This is a genomic window from Yoonia sp. BS5-3, assembly GCF_038069655.2.
GTDB lineage: Bacteria > Pseudomonadota > Alphaproteobacteria > Rhodobacterales > Rhodobacteraceae > Yoonia > Yoonia phaeophyticola.
This window is the reverse complement of the sequence record NZ_CP150951.2, coordinates 1,390,001-1,412,928: the sequence shown is the minus strand read 5'-3', so window position 1 is coordinate 1,412,928 and position 22,928 is coordinate 1,390,001. Positions and strand designations below refer to the sequence as shown.

Genomic DNA, 22,928 nt, shown 5'->3' with positions numbered 1-22,928 from the left:
TCTGTGGAAGAGTACGCCAAGAACCTGATAACGGTGGCGTTCAGCAGACACGTGGCAAAGATGGACCGCTCCCAGGACCCGCTCGCGGCAGCACGCGCACGCGGCGTGAAAAGATTTGCGGAATTGTTGTCACGCGAAGACATGTGGGTCGCCGAAAAGATCGCGGTTTTGCTCAGTCTTTCAGCGCAACAGGTCGATGAACTGCGGCTGGCACATAAGATGCTCGGGATCACAGGCCCAACCGGCGAAACCAAGTATCCGCGATGGCAGGTCGTTTCAGATGACACGATCATCGACGGTTTGGACGAAGCGCTCACAGTCCTTGGCGACAATGGTGCTACCGCCTACCGCATCCTTTGCGAGATTTTTCCTGATGGACGCGACAACACCCACTGGCAGTGTCTGCAGGATGGGAGGAAGACGGACGTCCTCAAACGTCTGCAGGCGATCGCACCCGGCGATTTTGTGTGATGATACCGTAGTAATTGAGCAAACTCATATCTAAGCACAGAGACTGCATATCGGCCGTTCGATGTCCGCGAACAAAATGACGGCAGAGCGGGCAAACTGAGCTTTCGCTGCGGCTGCACCAATGTCCGGTTTGAGAACCTTCAATGCAAAAGAGATGCAGCTACAGCAGAAGCAGAAATCCAAGGTAAAGCGAGTAAGCTACCGCAAAAAGCCCGCCCTCGCGCCGACTGAGTGTCCATCCGGTTCTCGCAAAGAGCAGCAGCAGGACTGTCGCGCCGCACATTACCCAGATATCTAACCGGATGATTTCTGCTGGTATGCTCATTGGCTGCACAATGGCCGTGACACCCAGAATTCCGAGAATGTTGAAGATGTTGCTGCCCAGCACATTGCCAAGTGCGACGTCGCCTTGTCCTTTGCGCACAGCAATGATCGAGGTCACCAGTTCGGGCATTGAGGTGCCAATTGCCACGATAGTCAGCCCAATCACCGCTTCTGACAGCCCTGCAGCTTGCGCGATTGAGACTGCACCTGACACCAAGAACTTCGCCCCGAAGATCGTGACAACCAGTCCGACCAAAGCAATGCCAACTGAAGCGCCAAGTGCATAGTCAGGGCCGGGCACGGCTTCGGCTTCGCCCTCATAAACGGTGGTTGCTGGGGTGTCGCCACTCCGCTTCTCGGTCCATAGTGTAAAAGTCAAATAAGCGGTTAGGGTTGCGATGAACCCAAAACCGACCAAACGACTGATGTCTCCCCAAAGCACCGTGGCCAAGCACAAGAGTGTGGCAATGACCATGACTGTTCCATCGCGGCGGAATGCCCTTGGGTCGACCGCAATTGGTGCCAGGCAGGTAGCAATCCCGAGGATCAGCAGCACGTTGCTGATGTTGCTGCCGACCACATTGCCTATCGCGATGCCGGACGAGCCGGAAAGTGCCGCTTGCAAGCTTGTGACAAGCTCTGGCGTCGAGGTGCCGAAGCCAACCAATGTCAGTCCAATCACCATCGGAGAAATGCCGAAGGATTTTGCGCTGGAGACAGCGCCACGCACCAGCATTTCGCCCCCGACCACGAGGCCTGTGAGGCCAAGAATGACAAGGAGTGTGGCGCTCATTCTTTTGGGTCCTTCTCTTCAATAGGCGTGCTTGTTGGCTTTTCAGATGGTTGTTCTGCGTCCAGTTCCGCTTGATCCGCCGCAAGAGCTGCCGTTTCGGGTGTTGACCCACGCGCAAGTGGCTTGGCCTGAAACAAGACCTTGTTTTCGGCGGTGACGGCGGGCGCGATTTTCAGGCGCAGCAGGGCAAATAGTAAAAGCAAGATATGCGCTAACCCGGTAATGGCAAACAGGCTGGCTGCGCCGAATGATGTCATTGCAAAACCCGCAACGGTTGGCCCGACAATCGATCCAATCCCAAACACCAGCAGAAGCCCCCCACTGACCTGAATGAACGTACCCGGCGCTGCATGGTCATTCGCATGGGCCACAATCACGGGATACATCGAAAACACCGTCGCCCCGAAGAGTGCCGACAACGCGAGTACGACGAGCGGCTGCGTTGCGCCAGTGAACAGAAACATGGCATCCGCGAGCAAGGCAAAGACAGTGATCGCAATCAGAACCTTGCGACGGTCGAACTTTTCCGAGGCAATGCCAACCGGGATCTGCATCGCCGCCCCAGCGAGGATTGGAATACTGGCAAAAAGCGCGATGTCGTTCAGATCCATCTGGATCCGGGCCGCGAAGACAGCCGCGAGTGTCCCGAATGAGGCATTTGATATGCCGACCATCAGCACCGCAAAGACAGCTATGGGTGAATTCTTCCATAGGCCACGCAGGTCCAAGGAAACCTGTGTCAGTGGACGCGGTGTTGTGGTGGCACTGATCGCGGTCGGTAACAGCGCCAAACAATAGACCATCGCGACAAGCACGAAGAAGAAATACCCGTTTGAATCTCCCAGCGTTAGCACCATCTGTCCTGCAGTCGTCGCTGCCAGATTGACCATCGTGAAGATGCATCATCGCGTTCATTCAACCAACTTTCGACGATCATCGCGGCCCCGGGCAAAACAAAACCCAGACAAGGCGCGCACGGGGATCCAGACCCATGGCGTGATCAGAACCAGCGATAGCAAGACGGCAATTGCCGCGATCGCACACATGACACCAAATGCACGAATATGTCCGACGCGGGCGACCAAGCCGGGCGTTCGCATACATCCGGCGACATAGCCAATCGCCCAGCCCGTACCGAGTAGACCCAAGGACGCCGCCGTAAAGCCTTCTGCTTCCCCTCTGATCGGCAGGATGAGCCCGTTGACCCCACCGGCAAACAGCAAGAAGGCCGAACCGAGAAGAAGCGCCGAAAGCGGAAGTAAGCTGCGTGCCATGAACACTAACCCCTCAAAGCCACTTTGCAAATTTGAATATCAGAAACAGCGCCAATCCACTTATGGCCGACACCCCGGTCAGCGCCCAAAACGCGTATGGGGCCGTCGTCCCTGGCATCCCGGCCACATTGACCCCAAAGAGTCCGGTCAGAAACCCAAGCGGCAGAAAGATCGCGGCCACGACCGACAACACGTAGCTGTTGCGGCTGAGAGCGTAGGCGCGGTCCGCATCGATATGGTCCTGCAATGCGGACAGCCGGTCGCGGGTGGCGTCCAGTTCCTCGACGATGCGCCGGGTGCGGTTCGCCGTCTCACGCAAGAGCGCCAATTCGTCCGGTGCAATGATCCAGTTTTCCAATGCGGCTAGCATGGATATCGCTTCACGTTGTGGATTGATGAACCGGCGCATCTTGATGACAGCTTGGCGGATATCGCCGAGCTTGCCAGCAGGCAAACGCTCGCCCTCTGCAGCCGCTTCTTCCAGCGCATCTGTTTCTTCTTCCAGTCCAAGCGAAACGGTCTCAATGCGGTTTGTCAGCCCGTATGTGAGTTCGGCCAGGAACTTGCCGACGGTTTCGGGGGCCAGCCCGGCTTCGGCGGATTGCCGGATTGCATCTAAAGCCCAAACCTTACGGACGCGCGCCGAGACAATCGCGCGGTCGGTGACCCACATGCGCAGTGACACCATGTCTTCGGGGTCAGATTCCGGGTTCAGATTGACGCCGCGCAAGTTCAGGATCAGCCCATTGTCCAATCGCTCGCAACGCGGGCGTGTTTCGCTTTGCCAAAGCGCACGCGCGGCGATGTCTGGCAGATGGTCTTTCGCCCATGGGCGCAGCGCTTCGTCTTGCGAGGCCACGTGTATCCAACGGTAGCCCTGGCCGGTGTTCAGATCCAAGGGGCCGCTGATCGCTGTCGCCTTGCCTTTTTCTACATCGAAAGCCGCTATTGGCGTGATAGTTTGCATGTCCATCCGGTCAACCTATGGTCAAAACGAAGTCAAATCCAAACACTAAACGCGCGCGCAGGGCACTGGAATGACGTGCACTCAGCCCATGGGGCAGCTTGCCGATGGTGTTTGGCTGCCGAAGGTTTCATAATCATTGGAAAGCATCATAGGGATTCGCGACATGCTCGTTATCGGTTGGCAGGAACGGGTGGATTTGCCCTTGCTCGGCCTTACTAATCTGAAAGCCAAGATTGACACGGGCGCGCGGACATCCGCGCTGCACGCGACGGATATCGTTGAATTTGAACGGGATGATGCGCAGTGGGTGCGGTTTCATACCCGTTTTGATGATGATGCCCATGACACGGACGTCGAATGCCCGATCCATGATCGTCGGCAGATTACGAACACAAGCGGTGTGCCGGAAACCCGGGTTGTGATCCGAACCAAATTTCGCATCGCCACGCACCTTTGGAAGATCGACCTCTCGCTGACGGAACGCTCGGAAATGAAGTTTCGTATGATCGTCGGACGCACAGCCTTGCGGCGGCATCCGATCCTTGTTGATCCCTGCAAACGAAACCTAACGACCCCCACCAGACCCAAGCGGTCAAAGGAGACGTCATGAAAATCGGTATGCTCGCCCGCAATCCAGAGCTTTATTCCCACAAGCGATTGGTCGAGGCCGCAGAAGCGCGCGGGCATCAGCTCGACATCATCAACACCTTGCGCTGTTACATGAATATCGCCTCACGACGCCCCGAGATTTATTATAATGGGGACAAGCTGGAAGGCTATGATGCGATCATTCCACGGATCGGCGCCTCGATCACGTTCTACGGTATGGCCGTGTTGCGCCAGTTTGAGATGATGGGTGTTTATCCTGTGAACGAAAGCGTGGCGATTGGCCGGTCGCGCGATAAGCTGCGGTCGATGCAGCTTTTGGCCCGCGATGGGATCGGTTTGCCCGTGACAACATTCGCGCATGATCCAAAGCAGACAGAAGAGGTTTTGCAACTGGCCGGTGGCGCGCCTTTGGTCATCAAGCTGCTTGAAGGAACACAGGGTTTGGGCGTCGTTTTGGCCGATACGGACCGGTCCGCAAAATCGGTGATTGAGGCATTTCGCGCCACCAAAACCAACATCCTGGTGCAAGAGTTCATCAAGGAAGCGGGCGGCACCGATATCCGCGCGCTTGTGGTTGGTGGCAAGGTCGTGGCCGCCATGCAGCGCACCGGTGCTGAGGGCGAATTCCGCTCAAACCTGCATCGGGGCGGGTCGGCCAAGATCATCAAACTGTCACCTGAGGAACGGTCAACGGCGGTGCGTGCCGCCAAATCGATGGGCTTGAATGTGTGCGGGGTTGATATGCTGCGCGCCAATCACGGAGCGGTGGTGATGGAGGTCAATTCCTCACCCGGTCTGGAGGGCGTGGAAAAGGCATCGGGCATCGATATCGCGGGCAAGATTATCGAGTTCATCGAAAAGAACGCCAAACCCGGGGCGACAAAGACCAAGGGCAAAGGCTAGTGACAAAAAGACAAGGTTTCACCATCGGCGACACGGTTGTTCCTGCCGGAAAACGTTTGACGGTCGATATGCCCGTCAGTGTGTTGTCCGACCACACGCCGGTGACGATGTCAGCCCATGTCATTCATGGCAAAGAGGCCGGTCAGACCGTCTTTGTCAGTGCAGGCATCCACGGGGATGAGGTGATTGGCATCGAGATCGTGCGCAGGCTGCTCGGTTCGCCGAAGCTGCGGGGGTTGCGGGGCACACTGATCGTTGTGCCTATCGTTAACTCTTTCGGGTTTATCAACAAATCCAGATATCTGCCCGACAGGCGGGACCTGAACCGCTGCTTTCCGGGCAGCGAAGGTGGGTCGCTTGCGGCGCGTCTGGCACATCTGTTCCTAAGCGAGATTGTCGCGAAAGCGGACCTGGGTATCGACCTGCACTCGGCCGCTATTCACCGGACAAACTATCCGCAAATTCGCGTGACACCCGGGGATCGCGATATGCGCAAACTGGCCGAGGTGTTCGGCGCCCCGATCATCATGAAATCGCCATTGCGGGATGGATCGCTACGCAAGGCCGCTGATGATCTGGGAACGAAGGTGCTGTTGTTTGAGGCTGGCGAAGGTCTGCGGTTTGACGAAACATCGGTGCGGGCCGGGCTGGTTGGCATATTACGGGTGCTGAAATCGCGCGATATGATACCGGGCAAGGGTGTTGGCCCTGCGAAAGCCCCGCCGCAATTCTGCCCGTCCAGCAAATGGTTGCGCGCGCCAATGGGCGGCTTGTTTCGCAGCTTTCGAACAGACGGTGATCTTGTGCGGGAAAACGACGTGCTGGGGTCGGTGGCTGATCCGTTTGGTGAAGAAGAACGCGACATCAAGGCCCCTTTTGGCGGCATCATCGTCGGGCGGGCGGTCATGCCTGTCGTCAATGAAGGTGATGCGGTTTTCCACCTGGCCCGCGTTGGATCGCTGAAAGAGGCCGAAAGCAAGATGGACGAACATGCTAGCCAACTTTCGGATGATCCGCTGTTTTATGAAGACGAGATTATCTGATCGTCATCGGTCCATTGCGGTCGCGATAAGGAACGCCACGCCCCGAGATCATGCCCAAAGCCGCACATGCGCGAAGCACAGTGTAGTAGTGGCGCTTTAGGTCACCTTCGTTTAACAAACGGTTATTCATCGAAGGCAGCATGACCGTGTGATCAATTGGCCCAAGCGCATCAAATTGGTGCACATCACCAATCAAATCATCGAATGCATCCAACATGATCAGTGTCAGCGTACCATGCATCCAGGGAAGTGTCGGAATCTGCAGGATACGGTCAAAGACACCACCGGCAGCGGGGCAAAGCAAAGGAACCTTGGACGTAAACTTCAGGATCGAAGTCGCGTACTTTAGAGTCAGCGCGGTGTAGGAATTCGCCAAAATCCTGATATCGACTTTCAGCCTGATCGAAGCGATCTTGTGGTACGGCAAGGTCGTCCGCCAGTTTGTCAATCGCTATATTGTATCCGTAAGCGCTGACGGCAGACAAACCGCTTCGACAAAAGTGGGATGTTTGGTAATTTTTGAGATGTGTGTTCATCGAAGAGAGATACACAGATGTTCCTTTTTAGGTTTGGCGATGACTTACTCTCCCACGCCTTAAGACGCAGTACCATCAGCGCTGCGGCACTTAACTGCCGAGTTCGGGATGGGATCGGGTGTTTTGCTCGCGCTATGATCACCAAACCAAAAAAAGAACATCTGTTCCAAGTCAGCACATCTACATGTGTGCACTTGTCTGCCAGTCTTACTATTACTGGATCAAATCAAGCCTATCGAGCCATTAGTACCAGTCAACTGAACGTATCACTACGCTTACATCTCTGGCCTATCGACGAGGTGGTCTACCTCGGCTCTCAGGGATACCTTGTTTTGAGGGGGGCTTCCCGCTTAGATGCCTTCAGCGGTTATCCTGTCCGATCATAGCTACCCTGCACTGCCGTTGGCACGACAACAGGTCCACCAGTGGATCGTTCACCCCGGTCCTCTCGTACTAGGGGCAACTCCTCTCAAGTATCCTACACCCACGGAAGATAGGGACCGAACTGTCTCACGACGTTCTAAACCCAGCTCACGTACCTCTTTAAACGGCGAACAGCCGTACCCTTGGGACCTGCTCCAGCCCCAGGATGAGATGAGCCGACATCGAGGTGCCAAACGGTGCCGTCGATATGGACTCTTGGGCACCATCAGCCTGTTATCCCCAGCGTACCTTTTATCCGTTGAGCGATGGCCCTTCCACTCGGGACCACCGGATCACTATGGCCGTCTTTCGACTCTGCTCGACTTGTCAGTCTCGCAGTCAGGCTGGCTTCTGCCATTGCACTCAACGAGCGATTTCCGACCGCTCTGAGCCAACCTTCGCGCGCCTCCGTTACAATTTGGGAGGCGACCGCCCCAGTCAAACTACCCACCACGCAGGGTCCCGGACCCGGATAACGGGCCGCGGTTAGACATCAAGCAGAATAAGGGTGGTATCTCAAGGGAGGCTCCACCGAGACTAGCGTCCCGGCTTCAAAGCCCACCACCTATCCTGCACATACTGTGCCTGATGCCAATGCGAAGCTATAGTAAAGGTGCATGGGGTCTTTCCGTCTAACCGCGGGTATCCTGCATCTTGACAGGAAATTCAATTTCGCTGAGTCCACATTTGAGACAGCGGGGAAGTCGTTACGCCATTCGTGCAGGTCGGAACTTACCCGACAAGGAATTTCGCTACCTTAGGACCGTTATAGTTACGGCCGCCGTTTACCTGGGCTTCAATTCGGAGCTTGCACTCCTCCTTTTAACCTTCAGGCACCGGGCAGGCGTCAGACCCTATACGTCGTCTTGCGACTTCGCAGAGCCCTGTGTTTTTAGTAAACAGTCGCCACCCCCTGGTTTGTGCCCCCGCCCAATAGTTGCCTACTGAACGGGCCTCCTTCTCGCGAACTTACGGAGGTATTTTGCCGAGTTCCTTAAATGTGGTTCTCTCAAGCGCCTTGGTATTCTCTACCAGTCCACCTGTGTCGGTTTAGGGTACGATCTTATAGGAGGGCTATTTCCAGGAACCTCTCAGCAGCCCATTCAATCCAATAAGGATGAACTACCTTCGAGATCCGTCACCACTCCATGGCCCAGGAATATTAACCTGGTTCCCATCGACTACGCCTTTCGGCCTCGCCTTAGGGGTCGGCTTACCCTGCTCAGATTAGCTTTAAGCAGGAACCCTTGGACTTTCGGCGAGAGGGTCTCTCACCCTCTTTGTCGCTACTCATGTCATCATTCTCACTAGTGATCTCTCCACCGGATCGCTCACACGCCGGCTTCACAGAAAACTCCTCGCGTCCAATGTGCCCGAGGGCACTAAGGACGCATGGAGTTATGTCACACTACGCTCTGCTACCATGCACTATGTGCATCCTAGACTTCGGCTCATGGCTTGAGCCCCGTTACATCTTCGCCGCAGGACAACTTATTTAGACCAGTGAGCTGTTACGCTATCTTTAAAGGATGGCTGCTTCTAAGCCAACCTCCTGGTTGTTTTGGTCGTCCCACCTGCTTTCCCACTTAGCCATGAATTAGGGGCCTTAGTCGTAGGTCAGGGTTGTTTCCCTCTCCACAACGGACGTTAGCACCCGCTGTGTGTCTGCCGGATATTACTCCTCGGTATTCGGAGTTTGGTTAGGATCAGTAAGACGGTGAGTCCCCATTACCCATCCAGTGCTCTACCCCCGAGGGTATTCGTCCGACGCTCTACCTAAATAGATTTCGCAGAGAACCAGCTATCTCCGAGTTTGATTGGCCTTTCACCCCTAGGCACACCTCATCCCGACCTTTTTCAACAGGTGTGGGTTCGGACCTCCAGTTAGTGTTACCTAACCTTCATCCTGGACATGCCTAGATCACTCGGTTTCGGGTCTAATGCATCTAACTCAGTCGCCCTATTAAGACTCGCTTTCGCTGCGCCTACACCTAACGGCTTAAGCTTGCTAGATACACTAAGTCGATGACCCATTATACAAAAGGTACGCTGTCAGGCCTCAAGGGCCCTCCAACTGATTGTAGGCGTTCGGTTTCAGGTACTGTTTCACTCCCCTCGTCGGGGTGCTTTTCACCTTTCCCTCACGGTACTGGTTCGCTATCGGTCAGTAAGGAGTACTTAGCCTTCGAAGGTGGTCCTCCGATGTTCAGACAGAATTTCACGTGTTCCGCCCTACTTAATACGTCTGATCATGCTTCCTATACGGGACTGTCACCCACTATGGTTGGTCATTCCAGACCATTCTAATCACACTCACAGCTCGGCTGGTCCCCGTTCGCTCGCCGCTACTAGGGGAGTATCTATTGATTTCCTTTCCTCCGGGTACTTAGATGTTTCAGTTCCCCGGGTTTGCTTTTATAACCCTATGTATTCAGGTTATAAATACCTGTTTTACCTTATTATTAGCTGCCACCGAAGCGGCAATAATAACAAAGTATCAGGTGGGTTGCCCCATTCAGAAATCCATGGATCAAAGCTTATTCTCAGCTCCCCATGGCTTATCGCAGAGTATCACGTCTTTCATCGCCTCTTACTGCCAAGGCATCCACCAAACGCCCTTTTCGCGCTTGATTTGATCCAGAAAAAGCAAGGCTTTTTCAATGAATGGGCCCTTTTGTGTATTAAACCCATTCTAAGATCAAAATGCATACATTGCAGTGCTTGCCGCTGGTTCGCAACAAACACTGTTCGAACAGAATTACTTCTGTTCCGGTTAGTGTACTTGACTTGGAACAAAATAGATTTGCTGGTCGAACCAACTGGTTATCCCTACTTGGACAACCATCTATTCTGATGTTTGTATCTCTCTTAACGATGTCAATTACGGTGAAGTCAAAGACTTCTCCGACAGGGTGTAGCGAATTTCCGAAGGAAACTCGCGGGCCCTGCGTCCAGTTGGACGGCTAAACAACCAGTGTTGTTTAGCGATCTAACCGTAAACGGCTCTCATTGATTGCTTCACAATCAATTGCCGCCGCGTTCAAACATAGCTTGAACGTAGATGGTGGGTCGAGGAGGACTTGAACCTCCGACCTCACGCTTATCAGGCGTGCGCTCTAACCACCTGAGCTACCGACCCATCTGGTGGAGCGTATCGGGATCGAACCGATGACCCCCTGCTTGCAAAGCAGGTGCTCTCCCAGCTGAGCTAACGCCCCTTTAGGTGCGTTCCACTCAAAGCGGAACATAAACTGAAGAGATATGAGGACGGCCTGGCTCTAGGTCACTTCCAAGGAAGAAGTGCCTGAATATGACCGGCTTTGAATGCCGATCTTGCTAAGTGTTCCACGAAGATTGCGAACAATCTTGACTAGGAACATCCTTAGAAAGGAGGTGATCCAGCCGCAGGTTCCCCTACGGCTACCTTGTTACGACTTCACCCCAGTCGCTGATCCTACCGTGGCCGCCTGCCTCCCCGAAGGGTTAGCGCAGCGTCGTCGGGTAGAACCAACTCCCATGGTGTGACGGGCGGTGTGTACAAGGCCCGGGAACGTATTCACCGCGTCATGCTGTTACGCGATTACTAGCGATTCCGACTTCATGGGGTCGAGTTGCAGACCCCAATCCGAACTGAGACATCTTTTGGAGATTAACTCACTGTAGATGCCATTGTAGCACGTGTGTAGCCCAACCCGTAAGGGCCATGAGGACTTGACGTCATCCACACCTTCCTCCCGCTTATCACGGGCAGTTTCTCTAGAGTGCCCAGCCGAACTGCTGGCAACTAAAGATGTGGGTTGCGCTCGTTGCCGGACTTAACCGAACATCTCACGACACGAGCTGACGACAGCCATGCAGCACCTGTCACTGAGTCACCGAAGTGAAAACTAGATCTCTCTAGCGGTCCCAGGATGTCAAGGGTTGGTAAGGTTCTGCGCGTTGCTTCGAATTAAACCACATGCTCCACCGCTTGTGCGGGCCCCCGTCAATTCCTTTGAGTTTTAATCTTGCGACCGTACTCCCCAGGCGGAATGCTTAATCCGTTAGGTGTGACACCGAAGGGCAAGCCCCCCGACGTCTGGCATTCATCGTTTACGGTGTGGACTACCAGGGTATCTAATCCTGTTTGCTCCCCACACTTTCGCACCTCAGCGTCAGTATCGAGCCAGTGAGCCGCCTTCGCCACTGGTGTTCCTCCAAATATCTACGAATTTCACCTCTACACTTGGAATTCCACTCACCTCTCTCGAACTCTAGACTGATAGTTTACAGGGCAGTTCCGGGGTTGAGCCCCGGGATTTCACCCCATACTTTCCAATCCGCCTACGCGCGCTTTACGCCCAGTAATTCCGAACAACGCTAACCCCCTCCGTATTACCGCGGCTGCTGGCACGGAGTTAGCCGGGGTTTCTTTACCAGGTACTGTCATTATCATCCCTGGCGAAAGAGCTTTACGACCCTAAGGCCTTCGTCACTCACGCGGCATCGCTAGATCAGGCTTTCGCCCATTGTCTAAGATTCCCCACTGCTGCCTCCCGTAGGAGTCTGGGCCGTGTCTCAGTCCCAGTGTTGCTGATCATCCTCTCAAACCAGCTATAGATCGTAGACTTGGTAGGCCATTACCCCACCAACTATCTAATCTAACGCGGGCCAATCCATCACCGATAAATCTTTCCCCCGAAGGGCGTATACGGTATTACTCTTCGTTTCCAAAGGCTATTCCGTAGTGTTGGGTATGTTCCCACGCGTTACTAACCCGTCCGCCGCTCACTCCGAAGAGTGCGCTCGACTTGCATGTGTTAGGCGTGCCGCCAGCGTTCGTTCTGAGCCAGGATCAAACTCTCAAGTTGAAAACCAATTGCTTGGTTATCCTTGACGTTCGAACCTCTGCACATCACCACATGACATTACTGACATCATGTGGCGTTTCTCTGTTTGTTGTGCTTTAGGTTTCATCAGAAACCGAAAGCCGCCAAACAGTGAAGCTGACACTCCATCATCGGCCGAAACCTAAGAGCGTTGATATACAGACGTCTGATCCATCGAACTGAACCAAACCGCCCACATATCTCTTCAGATATATCAATTTCAAACAGCGTAGAGACAAAAACACGCTAGATGCGCCCTAACTTCTTGGCGCGCCCGGCCTGTAGTATCTCAATTTTTTCGTTCCGCCTCGTTACCGTCTGTCTGCGTTTCCGCTTCTGTCTGGCCCGTCTGGCGCCCCGTGGAGCACGTTAGCGCCGCCGGTGAGGGGGGGTTCTACGGTTAGTGGGTGATACCCGCAACCCCTTTTTTTTAAAAAAGATGCATTTTTTATGACAGGCCCGATTTTTCTCATGTTTTAGCGGGCTTACGGCAATTTACGGTCAGCAAAGCAGGTTCCTGTCGCAATATTCTTAGGCAGAATGGAAACGGAACACACAAGATTTTGGGTTATCCACAGAGTCTCCCACAAGACTCCCTCGGATTGGGAACGGGTGCCTGAACTAGACGGTCGCAATTCCGGCAGACATATTTGGGGTAGCGTTCTTCGATGACACGTACCTCAGCCGGTTTGTATGTCAGCCGTTCAATGGTTTGTTCGCCGATCAGCGCCATCCCACAACCGCACTCGCAAACCGACCCGGTTGATGGCGAGATAGTAAACTTGTTGCGGGGGAGATGCGCGGGAATTTCAACAGCCTGACGACCAAGCATACCTCGCGGTTTCGGTTTGTTTGCTTCGGGTTGCGCTTTCGCTCCACCTGAATTCAACTTGGACCCGTCTGTTGGTATTCCAACCGAGTCAACCCCATCATCATCTTTCGTCTTTTCGTTTTTGACTTTCTCGCTGGATTGCCCAAACTGCATGTCCCGGCTCTTGTTTAACCGAGCCCTGAAGCGCCAAACAGCGCACCTCATCTTGAGATCGCCAAGCAAATCAAACATGAAACGCCTATCTACGAAGCCTAATTTCAGCAACAGGCACTGAAAACTGCACTTAGACGCGCGGAAAAAGTCCGTGCGGGTATCGCATCAGATTGGCCAAGAAGGTCCGTAAGCGTTGCATCTGACCCCCTAATCAGCCTCTGACACGGTCGTGCCGGTCATGACATACTGCCGCAAAACCAGACGAGGCGGCAGATATGGAAAAATTCCCTCAATCTTTCGAAGTCTACGGCTTCACCATAGAAGTGCACGCAGGCGGTCGGCGTGTCTGGCCACCCAGCTTCAAACGGTTCGTCAAAGACAGGCTCGACAGCGGCGAACTGGCCGTCAGCGATGTCGAAAACTTGCAACGTTTCCCAGTCGCTCGTCTATAAATGGCGGTCGGATGTTCGACGCGTTGGCACGAAAGGAAAAGCGCGTTGTGAAGAACACATCTTCTCGGAAATCGTCGTCGAGGAACAAGAGCATTCCGCAAGCCCCGAAACTGATCGCGAACAGATCCTTATTCACACCAAGGGCGTCGATGTTGCGCTCCCTGATACGTATCCAGTCGATGACCTGATTAAGGTTATCCTGGCTGTTGAGGGCAGCGCATGATTTCCCCATCGGGTAATTTCAAACTGTATATGGCGTCAAAGCCGGTTGATTTCCGCAAAGGCATGGATGGCCTCGCAGCAATCGTCATGAACGAATTTGATCTCGATCCGTTCAGCGGGGCGATCTTCATCTTTCGCTCCAAACGGGCAGATCGGCTGAAGCTGATTGTCTGGGACGGGACCGGGCTTGTTATGACGTACAAGCGGATTGAGGGAGCAGGCTTTGTCTGGCCACAGATGACGGATGGGGTCATCACGATCAACCGATCCCAGTTTGAGGCGCTTTTCGAGGGCCTAGACTGGCAGCGCGTGGTCCTGCGGCATACCCGCCGACCGGCGGTCGTATAAATGGCTCATGGATATTTGACATGAACCGTCATGTGTTGGTGCCAGCAGAACTGACAGATCCGACAAGCCAACCCGCCTGGACTTCAAACCAATGGCTTAGCTGGGGTGACATCAATGATCGGGCGCATGCCGTGCAAATCCGGAACCACTTCCCTGATGCCAACCCGACCTACATCGCGGGACTGCAAGGACTGCTGCAAACGGCTTCGTCATGCAACGTAGAAACCAAACGTCATCTTCAGATCTACGGCGACATTGGCGAGCTTTATGGGGCCGTCGCCCATGGTATCGCTTTACATCGGTTCAACGCTCAAGGTTCTGACGGACGGCTTGGTAATGACTTTGTCGAGATCAAAACGATTTCACCCTTCAAGAAGCGAAAATTGGTCAATTTGCGCATGGATCGGCACTTCAGCAAAATCCTTGTTGTTCAGGTGATGTAAGATTTCTCAGTTCAAGGGATGATGCTGTCGCGATCAGTTCTGCCAAAGCCCTATCTCCCCAAGATGATCCTGGAATGGGAGCTTTTACGACAGCTGGCATGAATAGCCATGGATGCGTCAAGCACCCTCAAAATACGAACGTCCGTTCGCTAGCCAGTAGCGAACGGCTGAAAGTTTCATAGGCCAAGACTTCGTGCCATCGCATCAACAATTGCAGCGTGGACGGCTTCACGGTTTGTGCCCTCAGGATCGGTGCAAATCGCATCGTCGCCCTCTTCGGCAAGCATCTGGGCAGCCATCGGTTTGCACAAAGGCATCGCGGTGAAGTGGAAGGCAGGGGCGTAACGTTCGACCCGCGCAATGGGCAGCAAATCCGCCAAACCACTGACATCAAAGTCCGCCGCCTGCATCCGGTCGCCCTTATCCCCCAATCCGATCATCAGAACATCTGGAACAAGGCCGCCCGCATCTGCGACCTCAAGCCCCCATATCAGACCGGGTTCGATTGCGGCCACATGGGTCACGCGCGGGTCCGAGTAATCCGCATTCCACACATCGCGATCAATATTTTGAAGCCGTACAGCGTCGGACAGCAAAACATCGCAGGCGTTCATCTGCGGATGGGTCATGCACGCCTCAACAAGGCCCGCGTGATTGCCAGACACCCCACCCATAGACAGCGCGGTCCAGCCACCAAATGAAAACCCTGCGGCCATTACACGCGACAAATCCACGTGGTCTGCAAAGTCAGGATCAGCGATCACTGCATCAAGTGCAGCGGACATATCCGCAACCCGTGTCCAGTGTTTGACCCCTTCGGACATGTCGAAATCCCCCCATGTTGAATTCGCGTGGGTGACAGAGACGACAATCGCGCCCCGCTGGGCCAGCGCAGCCCCTAACCACGCCTGCGCACGCAAGGTGCCGCCCATGCCGTGGCTGAACAAAACGACCGGATAGGTGCCTGCCTGAACCGGGGCATCCAGTGCGGCGTCAACGCCATAGAAAACCGGGGTGTCCGCGTACAAAAGCGGCTCTCCCCCGGCCCCGTCAGGATACCAGATCGACACGCCAGCCGTCCGGTCGTGATGGGGCATTTCGACGTCCCAAAGCCGAAGACCCGCCGTCTCCGCGGCCCCGGCAGAGGCCACGACACCCAGTGTGATTGCGCAAAGTACATCTTTCATGAAATCGGGCCTATCAATCAAATTTCGAGGGTCTGTTCGAGGTGCCAAATCTTGGACACGATCTTCCAGCCGTCTTCGCCGCGCACAAACCCAAGATGGTCGAGGAAAACAGCCTGATGCGCCCGAATGCGGATTTTGACGGTCGCGCTGAGAGGGGAGAGAAAATCGATCATCAAGACCTCAGCCTCCAGCGCCTGACCGGCACTGGCGGGGGATTTTCGACCCGCCACATCTTGGCTAAAGCTGTCGATCGGTTCGACAAAGATGGTGCCGTTGTCTGCATCAAACAGGCTGGATTGCGGGTGAAAGGCCGCGTTCAGTTTTTCGGTATCGCATTCGTGGATCGCGTCAAAATAGATGTCGATTGCCGCCAGAAGGTCTGTTTGAAAAGTCATCGTGTGTCTCCGTTTCTATGTGATGACCCAGACTTGCCATGGGCGCAGAAATCGCGATACTGGCTAAATTGACAACATACGGTCGGATTCCGCCAAGATGACAAAATTTGCCACATTGCCTGAAAAGAACCCCCTTGTGTGCGCCCTTGCCTATGATGGGTTGTGCACCTTCGAATTCGGGATTGCGGTTGAATTGTTTGCGCTGTCGAGACCGGAATTTGAAAATTGGTATAGGTTCGCGACCGTCAAAGCCGAAGCAGGGCCCATTCGCGCGGTCGGTGGGATCACTGTTGATGCGCAAGATGATCTGGATCTGCTCAAAGACGCCAGTTTGATCATTGTTCCGGGCTGGCGCGGCGCGGACACGCCTGTGCCCGAAGACCTCTGCGCGGCGCTGCGGGCGGCCCATGACAACGGCGCGCGTGTCGCGTCCATTTGTTCAGGCGTTTTTGTGCTGGCTGCTGCGGGCCTTTTGGACGGGCAAACTGCAACGACCCATTGGCGCTACACGGATACACTTGCGCAGCGGTATCCACAGATAAACGTCGATCCGGATGTCTTGTTTGTCGAAGGGGACCGCGTGTTCACCTCTGCAGGATCAGCAGCCGGCCTCGATCTTGGGCTTCATATCATTCGACAGGATTTTGGCGCGCAGGTCGCTGCATCCGTCGCCCGACGTCTGGTGCTGCCGGCACAAAGGGACGGTGGCCAGCGCCAGTTCGTGCCACGTCCCGAACCGAAAGCCCGCGTTGGGTCGAGCCTTGCCGCTTTGCAGGACCGTATTCGCGCGTCTATTGACGAAGAATGGCCGGTAGATCGTATGGCCAGAGCTGCCGCGACCAGCGGACGAACATTAGCCCGGCGGTTTCATGAAGAAACAGGCACAACACCATTGAATTGGATAAAAATGGAACGCGTATCGCGAGCCGCCGAGTTACTAGAAAATGGGACAATTCCACTCACAGATGTTTGGGAAATCTGCGGTTTCGGGTCCGCAGAGACTTTTCGTAGAGAGTTTCGAAAAACAATGGGTGTTCCTCCCATGCGATACCGAGAACGATTGGGTGCGCCGCTACGCGGTTAGTCGAACGGGACCACTTTGTAGGGGTCAGAAACACAGATTTCGAGAACGCATTTGGGTGCAAAATCACCAATCCGGACATTCATGCAAGGTGCAGCATCAAGCACTTTGGGTTCTTTGCGGTCATTAGCTGCAGTCTGCACTAATGGCGGCTGTCGCTAAGAGCTGCCGCTAGCATGAACCCGTACGACCGGCAGCAACGCGGGACTTATTGTAAATTTTCGAGAAAATGGACGTTTTTCCACAAAGCGGATAAAGGTGGTGAAATGTGAGAAATGTGATATTTTTACATTTAAAAACATATAGTTAGCGCAAGTGCTCCGTCTTGACTGACCGATTCGAAAATGCTTCTTTCATCGTAGTTGAAAATACAACCGATGAGAGGCTTGCCCGCGATGAGAGCAGAAATGCGACGTCATGAGGAATTGAAGTGCGCCCTGAGAATTGCTGGGTCGTCATTGTCAGCCATCAGCGCGGAGCTGGGAGTTTCTCCAACCGCAGTCTCATACGTTTCTCAACGAAGAAATAAATCTCCCACAATCGAGGCTGCCATAGCTAGAAAGCTAAACCGCCCGGTTCATGACGTATTCCCAGATACGGTCACAACTAGCGAGGTCAGTAACTTGGATTAGCTTTAAATCTGATGGCATCAGATTGGGTGAGGCCTACTGGTATTACGTACCAGCAAGCCTCGGAAGATCGTTTTGGTACGCGACTTCACCTCAACTCATCCCATCACATCAGACAAAAATCAAGTGAAAACGCGCCCGATCCGTCGGGCGCGACCAGAACAGCTGCATCCGCAGCCAACATGGGATGAGAAAATCCAATGCACCGATCAACTACCGCGTGGCTATCCGACGCGAACCGTTCTGACGAGCGGACAATCATATTATGCCGGTTTACTCCAATAACTGGGCAGGAGGCAGATCATGTCGCCTGAGCTATCCAGTTTCTTCGATAAAGTACAAAGCATGGCGCCCAATATCTCGGGTGGTAATGTTTCTGATCTTAAGACCGGAGCGGAGGCTGAGATTGCGTTTTGGAAGGCCAAGGAACAGCAAGCGCGCGAGCGCGCAGGGAGTTTGGCCGAAGAGCAATTTGGTCCTTCAGCGGAGCCACATCCACCCTCGCAGCCCGAGGATGATCAACCCGAATCCGATGAGGGCGATGAGAACCAAAACAATGACCGAGCGGGAGACGAAACGGAAGAACAGAAGGAACGAGGCGGCAAGAAAAAGCCAAAGCCCTTGCCGCCTAACTTGATGCGGGAAAATGCCCATCATCATGCGGAGCCTGGTAAATGTGATCAGGCAGGGTGTGATGGCGAGATGAAGGCAATCGGCGAACCCCGGACAACTGAAATTCTTTGTTTCAAGCCAGCGTCCTGGTACGTGCGGCGCAGCCATTATCACAATCTGAAATGCTTTTGCTGCGGTCATTTCCGAAGCGCGAAGACGCCGCTTCGATTGTTCCCTGGCTCGCGGTACGATGAGAGCTTTGCGATTGATGTCATCGTCAGTAAATTTTGCGACTTCCTCCCGTTCTATCGGCAAGCGCGGCGCATGCGCCGCGCCGGGATCGACATAGACCGTGCCACTCTGTTACGCCTCGCCACCGCATATGCTGAACCACTGTACGCACTGCAAGACAAGATGCTGGACTTCATTAAGTCCGGGAATTCCATTGACCTCGATGAAACGCGGGTTCCTGTTCTCGCTCCTGGCAATGGGCAGACGGCGACATATTGGGCTTGGGCTTACTTGCGCGACGATCGACGCTGGGACAGCGAAGGGCCAGCAGCGATTGTGTTTGATGCGACACCATCAAGAAGTGGTGTTTACCCTGAAGAAATGCTCCAAGGGTTTTCAGGTAAGGCGATGGTTGATGGTTTTCCCGGCTACAACAGGCTTACGGATGCTGATCGCATCGGTGGCCCTGTCGATCTTGTCTTTTGCAATGCGCACGCACGGCGAAAGTTCAAGGATGCTGACAAGGTCCTCAAATGCGACTTCATGAAAGAGGCGCTCAAGCGGTACCAAAAGATCTATCGCATTGAACGGCAGTTCGAAGGGTTGCCCCCAGTAGAACGGCGCAGACTGCGCGAGCAAAAGCTCCGGCCATTGTTCGAAGACTTCAAAGCCTGGGCTGAGAATTTGTCAGTCAAGATGCAGAAGACATCCATGTCAGGAAAGGCTGTCCGGTATTTTCTCAAACACTATCCCGGACTAACGCTCTTCCTCGAAGATGGAGAACTTGAGATCGACAACAACAGCGTTGAGAATGCCATGCGTTCAATCGCGCTACTGCGCAAGAACGCAATGTTCGCTGGCAGTGAACTTGGCGCCAAGGTCTGGATGGCCTTCGCCAGCATCATCCGGACTTGCGAGATGAACAACATCGACATCGTCGCGTATCTCACATGGTTCTATGAACAGGTCGCCAAAAAGCTGCCGTTTTCGCGGTATGACGAGCTTTTGCCCTGGAAGTTCAAGAAGAAGAAAGATGACGATGAATGATCTGACATTCTGAACCCAACTTAACTCGAACATTATTTCAGCCCCGCACCAAGGGGCTGAAATCACTTTGCTGCGGGGATCACGACCATCGCTTAGCGGTGGTCGTGATCAATGGCGGCTGCAAGAGGGGCGGATTGCGAACATTCGCCGCGCTTTGGGGCTAACGACGGCTCTGATCAAGTGGCGTGCCTTGCGCCCAATGATCGTTTGCACTGTTTCGCGCGATTTTCTCACGCCAGACTGAGGGGCGCCCTTTTGGGCGGACGGTCAGCAACAAAGATCGGGAAAAGATTGAATTCCACCCAGCCTTAGAGTGCAGCACGGGCATAACGACTCAACCGAAAGAATACTTAAATCATGGTAGACTTTTCAAAACTGTCTCGGCCTAAGTCGAAGTCAGCGCCAACCGACCCAATTGAGATATTCAAAAAGACACCGAATACGGGAGGAGCTCCCAACGATCTTTGGAAGGGGCAAGCGGATGCCCTCGCGGCGTGGGATCGGGCGCGAACGGATAATGACAATCTGATAATTCTCAACACGGGCGCCGGTAAGTCCGTTGTGGGGTTGATGGTAGCCCAGAGTCTTATCAATGAAGGCGTAGAGAATGTTCTCTTTGCCTGTAGTACGATTGACCTTGTCGAACAGACCGCACGCGAAGCAGAGAAACGTGGTCTAAGCTATACTACAAGGACTAGTGGAAGTTCCTCCAACGACGGTTTCGAAACCGGCAAGTCGTTCTGCATATACGGCTTGTTTTCTAGGGCGGCAAGGTCGTCCGCCAGTTTGTCAATCGCTATATTGTATCCGTAAGCGCTGACGGCAGACAAACCGCTTCGACAAAAGTGGGATGTTTGGTAATTTTTGAGATGTGTGTTCATCGAAGAGAGATACACAGATGTTCCTTTTTAGGTTTGGCGATGACTTACTCTCCCACGCCTTAAGACGCAGTACCATCAGCGCTGCGGCACTTAACTGCCGAGTTCGGGATGGGATCGGGTGTTTTGCTCGCGCTATGATCACCAAACCAAAAAAAGAACATCTGTTCCAAGTCAGCACATCTACATGTGTGCACTTGTCTGCCAGTCTTACTATTACTGGATCAAATCAAGCCTATCGAGCCATTAGTACCAGTCAACTGAACGTATCACTACGCTTACATCTCTGGCCTATCGACGAGGTGGTCTACCTCGGCTCTCAGGGATACCTTGTTTTGAGGGGGGCTTCCCGCTTAGATGCCTTCAGCGGTTATCCTGTCCGATCATAGCTACCCTGCACTGCCGTTGGCACGACAACAGGTCCACCAGTGGATCGTTCACCCCGGTCCTCTCGTACTAGGGGCAACTCCTCTCAAGTATCCTACACCCACGGAAGATAGGGACCGAACTGTCTCACGACGTTCTAAACCCAGCTCACGTACCTCTTTAAACGGCGAACAGCCGTACCCTTGGGACCTGCTCCAGCCCCAGGATGAGATGAGCCGACATCGAGGTGCCAAACGGTGCCGTCGATATGGACTCTTGGGCACCATCAGCCTGTTATCCCCAGCGTACCTTTTATCCGTTGAGCGATGGCCCTTCCACTCGGGACCACCGGATCACTATGGCCGTCTTTCGACTCTGCTCGACTTGTCAGTCTCGCAGTCAGGCTGGCTTCTGCCATTGCACTCAACGAGCGATTTCCGACCGCTCTGAGCCAACCTTCGCGCGCCTCCGTTACAATTTGGGAGGCGACCGCCCCAGTCAAACTACCCACCACGCAGGGTCCCGGACCCGGATAACGGGCCGCGGTTAGACATCAAGCAGAATAAGGGTGGTATCTCAAGGGAGGCTCCACCGAGACTAGCGTCCCGGCTTCAAAGCCCACCACCTATCCTGCACATACTGTGCCTGATGCCAATGCGAAGCTATAGTAAAGGTGCATGGGGTCTTTCCGTCTAACCGCGGGTATCCTGCATCTTGACAGGAAATTCAATTTCGCTGAGTCCACATTTGAGACAGCGGGGAAGTCGTTACGCCATTCGTGCAGGTCGGAACTTACCCGACAAGGAATTTCGCTACCTTAGGACCGTTATAGTTACGGCCGCCGTTTACCTGGGCTTCAATTCGGAGCTTGCACTCCTCCTTTTAACCTTCAGGCACCGGGCAGGCGTCAGACCCTATACGTCGTCTTGCGACTTCGCAGAGCCCTGTGTTTTTAGTAAACAGTCGCCACCCCCTGGTTTGTGCCCCCGCCCAATAGTTGCCTACTGAACGGGCCTCCTTCTCGCGAACTTACGGAGGTATTTTGCCGAGTTCCTTAAATGTGGTTCTCTCAAGCGCCTTGGTATTCTCTACCAGTCCACCTGTGTCGGTTTAGGGTACGATCTTATAGGAGGGCTATTTCCAGGAACCTCTCAGCAGCCCATTCAATCCAATAAGGATGAACTACCTTCGAGATCCGTCACCACTCCATGGCCCAGGAATATTAACCTGGTTCCCATCGACTACGCCTTTCGGCCTCGCCTTAGGGGTCGGCTTACCCTGCTCAGATTAGCTTTAAGCAGGAACCCTTGGACTTTCGGCGAGAGGGTCTCTCACCCTCTTTGTCGCTACTCATGTCATCATTCTCACTAGTGATCTCTCCACCGGATCGCTCACACGCCGGCTTCACAGAAAACTCCTCGCGTCCAATGTGCCCGAGGGCACTAAGGACGCATGGAGTTATGTCACACTACGCTCTGCTACCATGCACTATGTGCATCCTAGACTTCGGCTCATGGCTTGAGCCCCGTTACATCTTCGCCGCAGGACAACTTATTTAGACCAGTGAGCTGTTACGCTATCTTTAAAGGATGGCTGCTTCTAAGCCAACCTCCTGGTTGTTTTGGTCGTCCCACCTGCTTTCCCACTTAGCCATGAATTAGGGGCCTTAGTCGTAGGTCAGGGTTGTTTCCCTCTCCACAACGGACGTTAGCACCCGCTGTGTGTCTGCCGGATATTACTCCTCGGTATTCGGAGTTTGGTTAGGATCAGTAAGACGGTGAGTCCCCATTACCCATCCAGTGCTCTACCCCCGAGGGTATTCGTCCGACGCTCTACCTAAA

At 54.0% G+C, this 22,928-nt stretch carries 19 protein-coding genes, 2 tRNA genes and 5 rRNA genes (1 of these 26 cut by a window edge); 11 read left to right on the top strand and 15 right to left on the bottom strand.

Annotated features, from left to right (window positions below; translation table 11 throughout):
- The first annotated feature begins 3 nt into the window (after positions 1–3).
- Positions 4–471, top strand: coding sequence for a hypothetical protein (locus AABB29_RS07195; RefSeq protein WP_341367586.1), 468 nt, complete (start codon positions 4–6; stop codon positions 469–471).
- Between the two features lie 160 nt (positions 472–631).
- On the opposite strand, the gene AABB29_RS07190 is transcribed toward AABB29_RS07195, so the two are convergent.
- From AABB29_RS07190 to AABB29_RS07175, 4 genes are read right to left on the bottom strand one after another with little or no spacing between them, the layout of a single operon-like run.
- Entirely contained in the window at positions 632–1,588 is a 957-nt protein-coding gene (locus tag AABB29_RS07190; protein ID WP_341367587.1) for a calcium/sodium antiporter, read from the bottom strand.
- Positions 1,585–2,478: an MFS transporter gene (locus tag AABB29_RS07185; RefSeq protein WP_341367588.1), complete on the bottom strand. Its 894-nt coding sequence runs from the start codon at positions 2,476–2,478 to the stop codon at positions 1,585–1,587. Before AABB29_RS07185 ends, AABB29_RS07190 begins: the two co-directional genes overlap by 4 nt.
- A 21-nt stretch (positions 2,479–2,499) precedes the next feature.
- Positions 2,500–2,862: a hypothetical protein gene (locus AABB29_RS07180; RefSeq protein WP_341367589.1), complete on the bottom strand. Its 363-nt coding sequence runs from the start codon at positions 2,860–2,862 to the stop codon at positions 2,500–2,502.
- A 13-nt stretch (positions 2,863–2,875) separates the two neighbouring features.
- A complete protein-coding gene (locus AABB29_RS07175) occupies positions 2,876–3,835 on the bottom strand; it encodes a zinc transporter ZntB (protein WP_341367590.1) in 960 nt (319 codons plus the stop codon).
- 157 nt (positions 3,836–3,992) lie between these two features.
- Here AABB29_RS07175 and AABB29_RS07170 point away from each other — a divergent pair, with 157 nt between their 5' ends.
- The 3 genes from AABB29_RS07170 to AABB29_RS07160 are packed head-to-tail and all read left to right on the top strand — an operon-like array spanning position 3,993 to position 6,384.
- A complete protein-coding gene (locus tag AABB29_RS07170) occupies positions 3,993–4,439 on the top strand; it encodes a RimK/LysX family protein (protein ID WP_341367591.1) in 447 nt (148 codons plus the stop codon).
- Entirely contained in the window at positions 4,436–5,341 is a 906-nt protein-coding gene (gene rimK / locus AABB29_RS07165) for a 30S ribosomal protein S6--L-glutamate ligase (protein WP_341367592.1), read from the top strand. Before AABB29_RS07170 ends, rimK begins: the two co-directional genes overlap by 4 nt.
- Positions 5,341–6,384: a succinylglutamate desuccinylase/aspartoacylase family protein gene (locus AABB29_RS07160; RefSeq protein WP_341367593.1), complete on the top strand. Its 1,044-nt coding sequence runs from the start codon at positions 5,341–5,343 to the stop codon at positions 6,382–6,384. The genes rimK and AABB29_RS07160 overlap by 1 nt, the downstream gene beginning before the upstream one ends.
- On the opposite strand, the gene AABB29_RS07155 is transcribed toward AABB29_RS07160, so the two are convergent.
- The 7 genes from AABB29_RS07155 to AABB29_RS07125 form a co-directional block, all read right to left on the bottom strand.
- Complete coding sequence (locus tag AABB29_RS07155) at positions 6,377–6,832, bottom strand: hypothetical protein (RefSeq protein ID WP_341367594.1); 456 nt, start codon at positions 6,830–6,832, stop codon at positions 6,377–6,379. The genes AABB29_RS07160 and AABB29_RS07155 overlap by 8 nt on opposite strands.
- A 119-nt stretch (positions 6,833–6,951) precedes the next feature.
- Positions 6,952–7,066 (bottom strand): 5S ribosomal RNA (rrf, locus tag AABB29_RS07150).
- Positions 7,067–7,142: 76 nt separating this feature from the next.
- Positions 7,143–9,976: ribosomal RNA gene (locus tag AABB29_RS07145) — 23S ribosomal RNA — on the bottom strand.
- Positions 9,977–10,405: 429 nt separating this feature from the next.
- A tRNA-Ile gene (locus tag AABB29_RS07140) sits at positions 10,406–10,482 on the bottom strand.
- Positions 10,483–10,485: 3 nt separating this feature from the next.
- Positions 10,486–10,561, bottom strand: a tRNA-Ala gene (locus tag AABB29_RS07135).
- A gap of 168 nt (positions 10,562–10,729) precedes the next feature.
- A 16S ribosomal RNA gene (locus AABB29_RS07130) occupies positions 10,730–12,193 on the bottom strand.
- Together the 16S, 23S and 5S rRNA genes with 2 tRNA genes alongside form the textbook arrangement of a ribosomal RNA operon.
- A 586-nt stretch (positions 12,194–12,779) precedes the next feature.
- Complete coding sequence (locus tag AABB29_RS07125; protein WP_341367595.1) at positions 12,780–13,274, bottom strand: IS66 family transposase zinc-finger binding domain-containing protein; 495 nt, start codon at positions 13,272–13,274, stop codon at positions 12,780–12,782.
- 197 nt (positions 13,275–13,471) lie between these two features.
- On the opposite strand from AABB29_RS07125, the gene AABB29_RS07120 reads away from it, so the two are divergent.
- The 3 genes from AABB29_RS07120 (at position 13,472) to AABB29_RS07110 (ending at position 14,661) form a co-directional block, all read left to right on the top strand.
- Positions 13,472–13,648 (top strand): hypothetical protein, encoded by a 177-nt coding sequence (locus AABB29_RS07120; protein WP_373636846.1) that lies wholly within the window; start codon positions 13,472–13,474, stop codon positions 13,646–13,648.
- A gap of 219 nt (positions 13,649–13,867) precedes the next feature.
- Positions 13,868–14,218 carry an IS66 family insertion sequence element accessory protein TnpB gene (tnpB, locus tag AABB29_RS07115; protein ID WP_341367597.1) on the top strand — a complete coding sequence of 117 codons (351 nt, stop codon included), beginning with the start codon at positions 13,868–13,870 and terminating at the stop codon, positions 14,216–14,218.
- 20 nt (positions 14,219–14,238) lie between these two features.
- Positions 14,239–14,661 carry a hypothetical protein gene (locus AABB29_RS07110; protein WP_341367598.1) on the top strand — a complete coding sequence of 141 codons (423 nt, stop codon included), beginning with the start codon at positions 14,239–14,241 and terminating at the stop codon, positions 14,659–14,661.
- Positions 14,662–14,837: 176 nt separating this feature from the next.
- Here AABB29_RS07110 and AABB29_RS07105 read toward each other — a convergent pair whose 3' ends face one another.
- Positions 14,838–15,848: a hypothetical protein gene (locus AABB29_RS07105; RefSeq protein WP_341367599.1), complete on the bottom strand. Its 1,011-nt coding sequence runs from the start codon at positions 15,846–15,848 to the stop codon at positions 14,838–14,840.
- Positions 15,849–15,865: 17 nt separating this feature from the next.
- Positions 15,866–16,243: a nuclear transport factor 2 family protein gene (locus AABB29_RS07100; RefSeq protein WP_341367600.1), complete on the bottom strand. Its 378-nt coding sequence runs from the start codon at positions 16,241–16,243 to the stop codon at positions 15,866–15,868.
- Positions 16,244–16,340: 97 nt separating this feature from the next.
- On the opposite strand from AABB29_RS07100, the gene ftrA reads away from it, so the two are divergent.
- From ftrA to AABB29_RS07080, 4 genes are all read left to right on the top strand, one after another.
- Complete coding sequence (ftrA, locus tag AABB29_RS07095) at positions 16,341–17,327, top strand: transcriptional regulator FtrA (protein WP_341367601.1); 987 nt, start codon at positions 16,341–16,343, stop codon at positions 17,325–17,327.
- A gap of 374 nt (positions 17,328–17,701) precedes the next feature.
- Complete coding sequence (locus AABB29_RS07090; RefSeq protein ID WP_373636845.1) at positions 17,702–17,956, top strand: transcriptional regulator; 255 nt, start codon at positions 17,702–17,704, stop codon at positions 17,954–17,956.
- 300 nt (positions 17,957–18,256) lie between these two features.
- Positions 18,257–19,843, top strand: a complete 1,587-nt coding sequence (locus tag AABB29_RS07085; protein WP_341367602.1) for an IS66 family transposase — start codon at positions 18,257–18,259, stop codon at positions 19,841–19,843.
- A 357-nt stretch (positions 19,844–20,200) separates the two neighbouring features.
- Positions 20,201–20,656, top strand: coding sequence for a DEAD/DEAH box helicase family protein (locus AABB29_RS07080; RefSeq protein ID WP_373636844.1), 456 nt, complete (start codon positions 20,201–20,203; stop codon positions 20,654–20,656).
- Positions 20,657–20,755: 99 nt separating this feature from the next.
- Here the strand turns inward: AABB29_RS07080 and rrf (AABB29_RS07075) are convergent.
- Positions 20,756–20,870, bottom strand: a 5S ribosomal RNA gene (gene rrf / locus AABB29_RS07075).
- Positions 20,871–20,946: 76 nt separating this feature from the next.
- Positions 20,947–22,928: ribosomal RNA gene (locus tag AABB29_RS07070) — 23S ribosomal RNA — on the bottom strand; it runs 852 nt beyond the window's last position.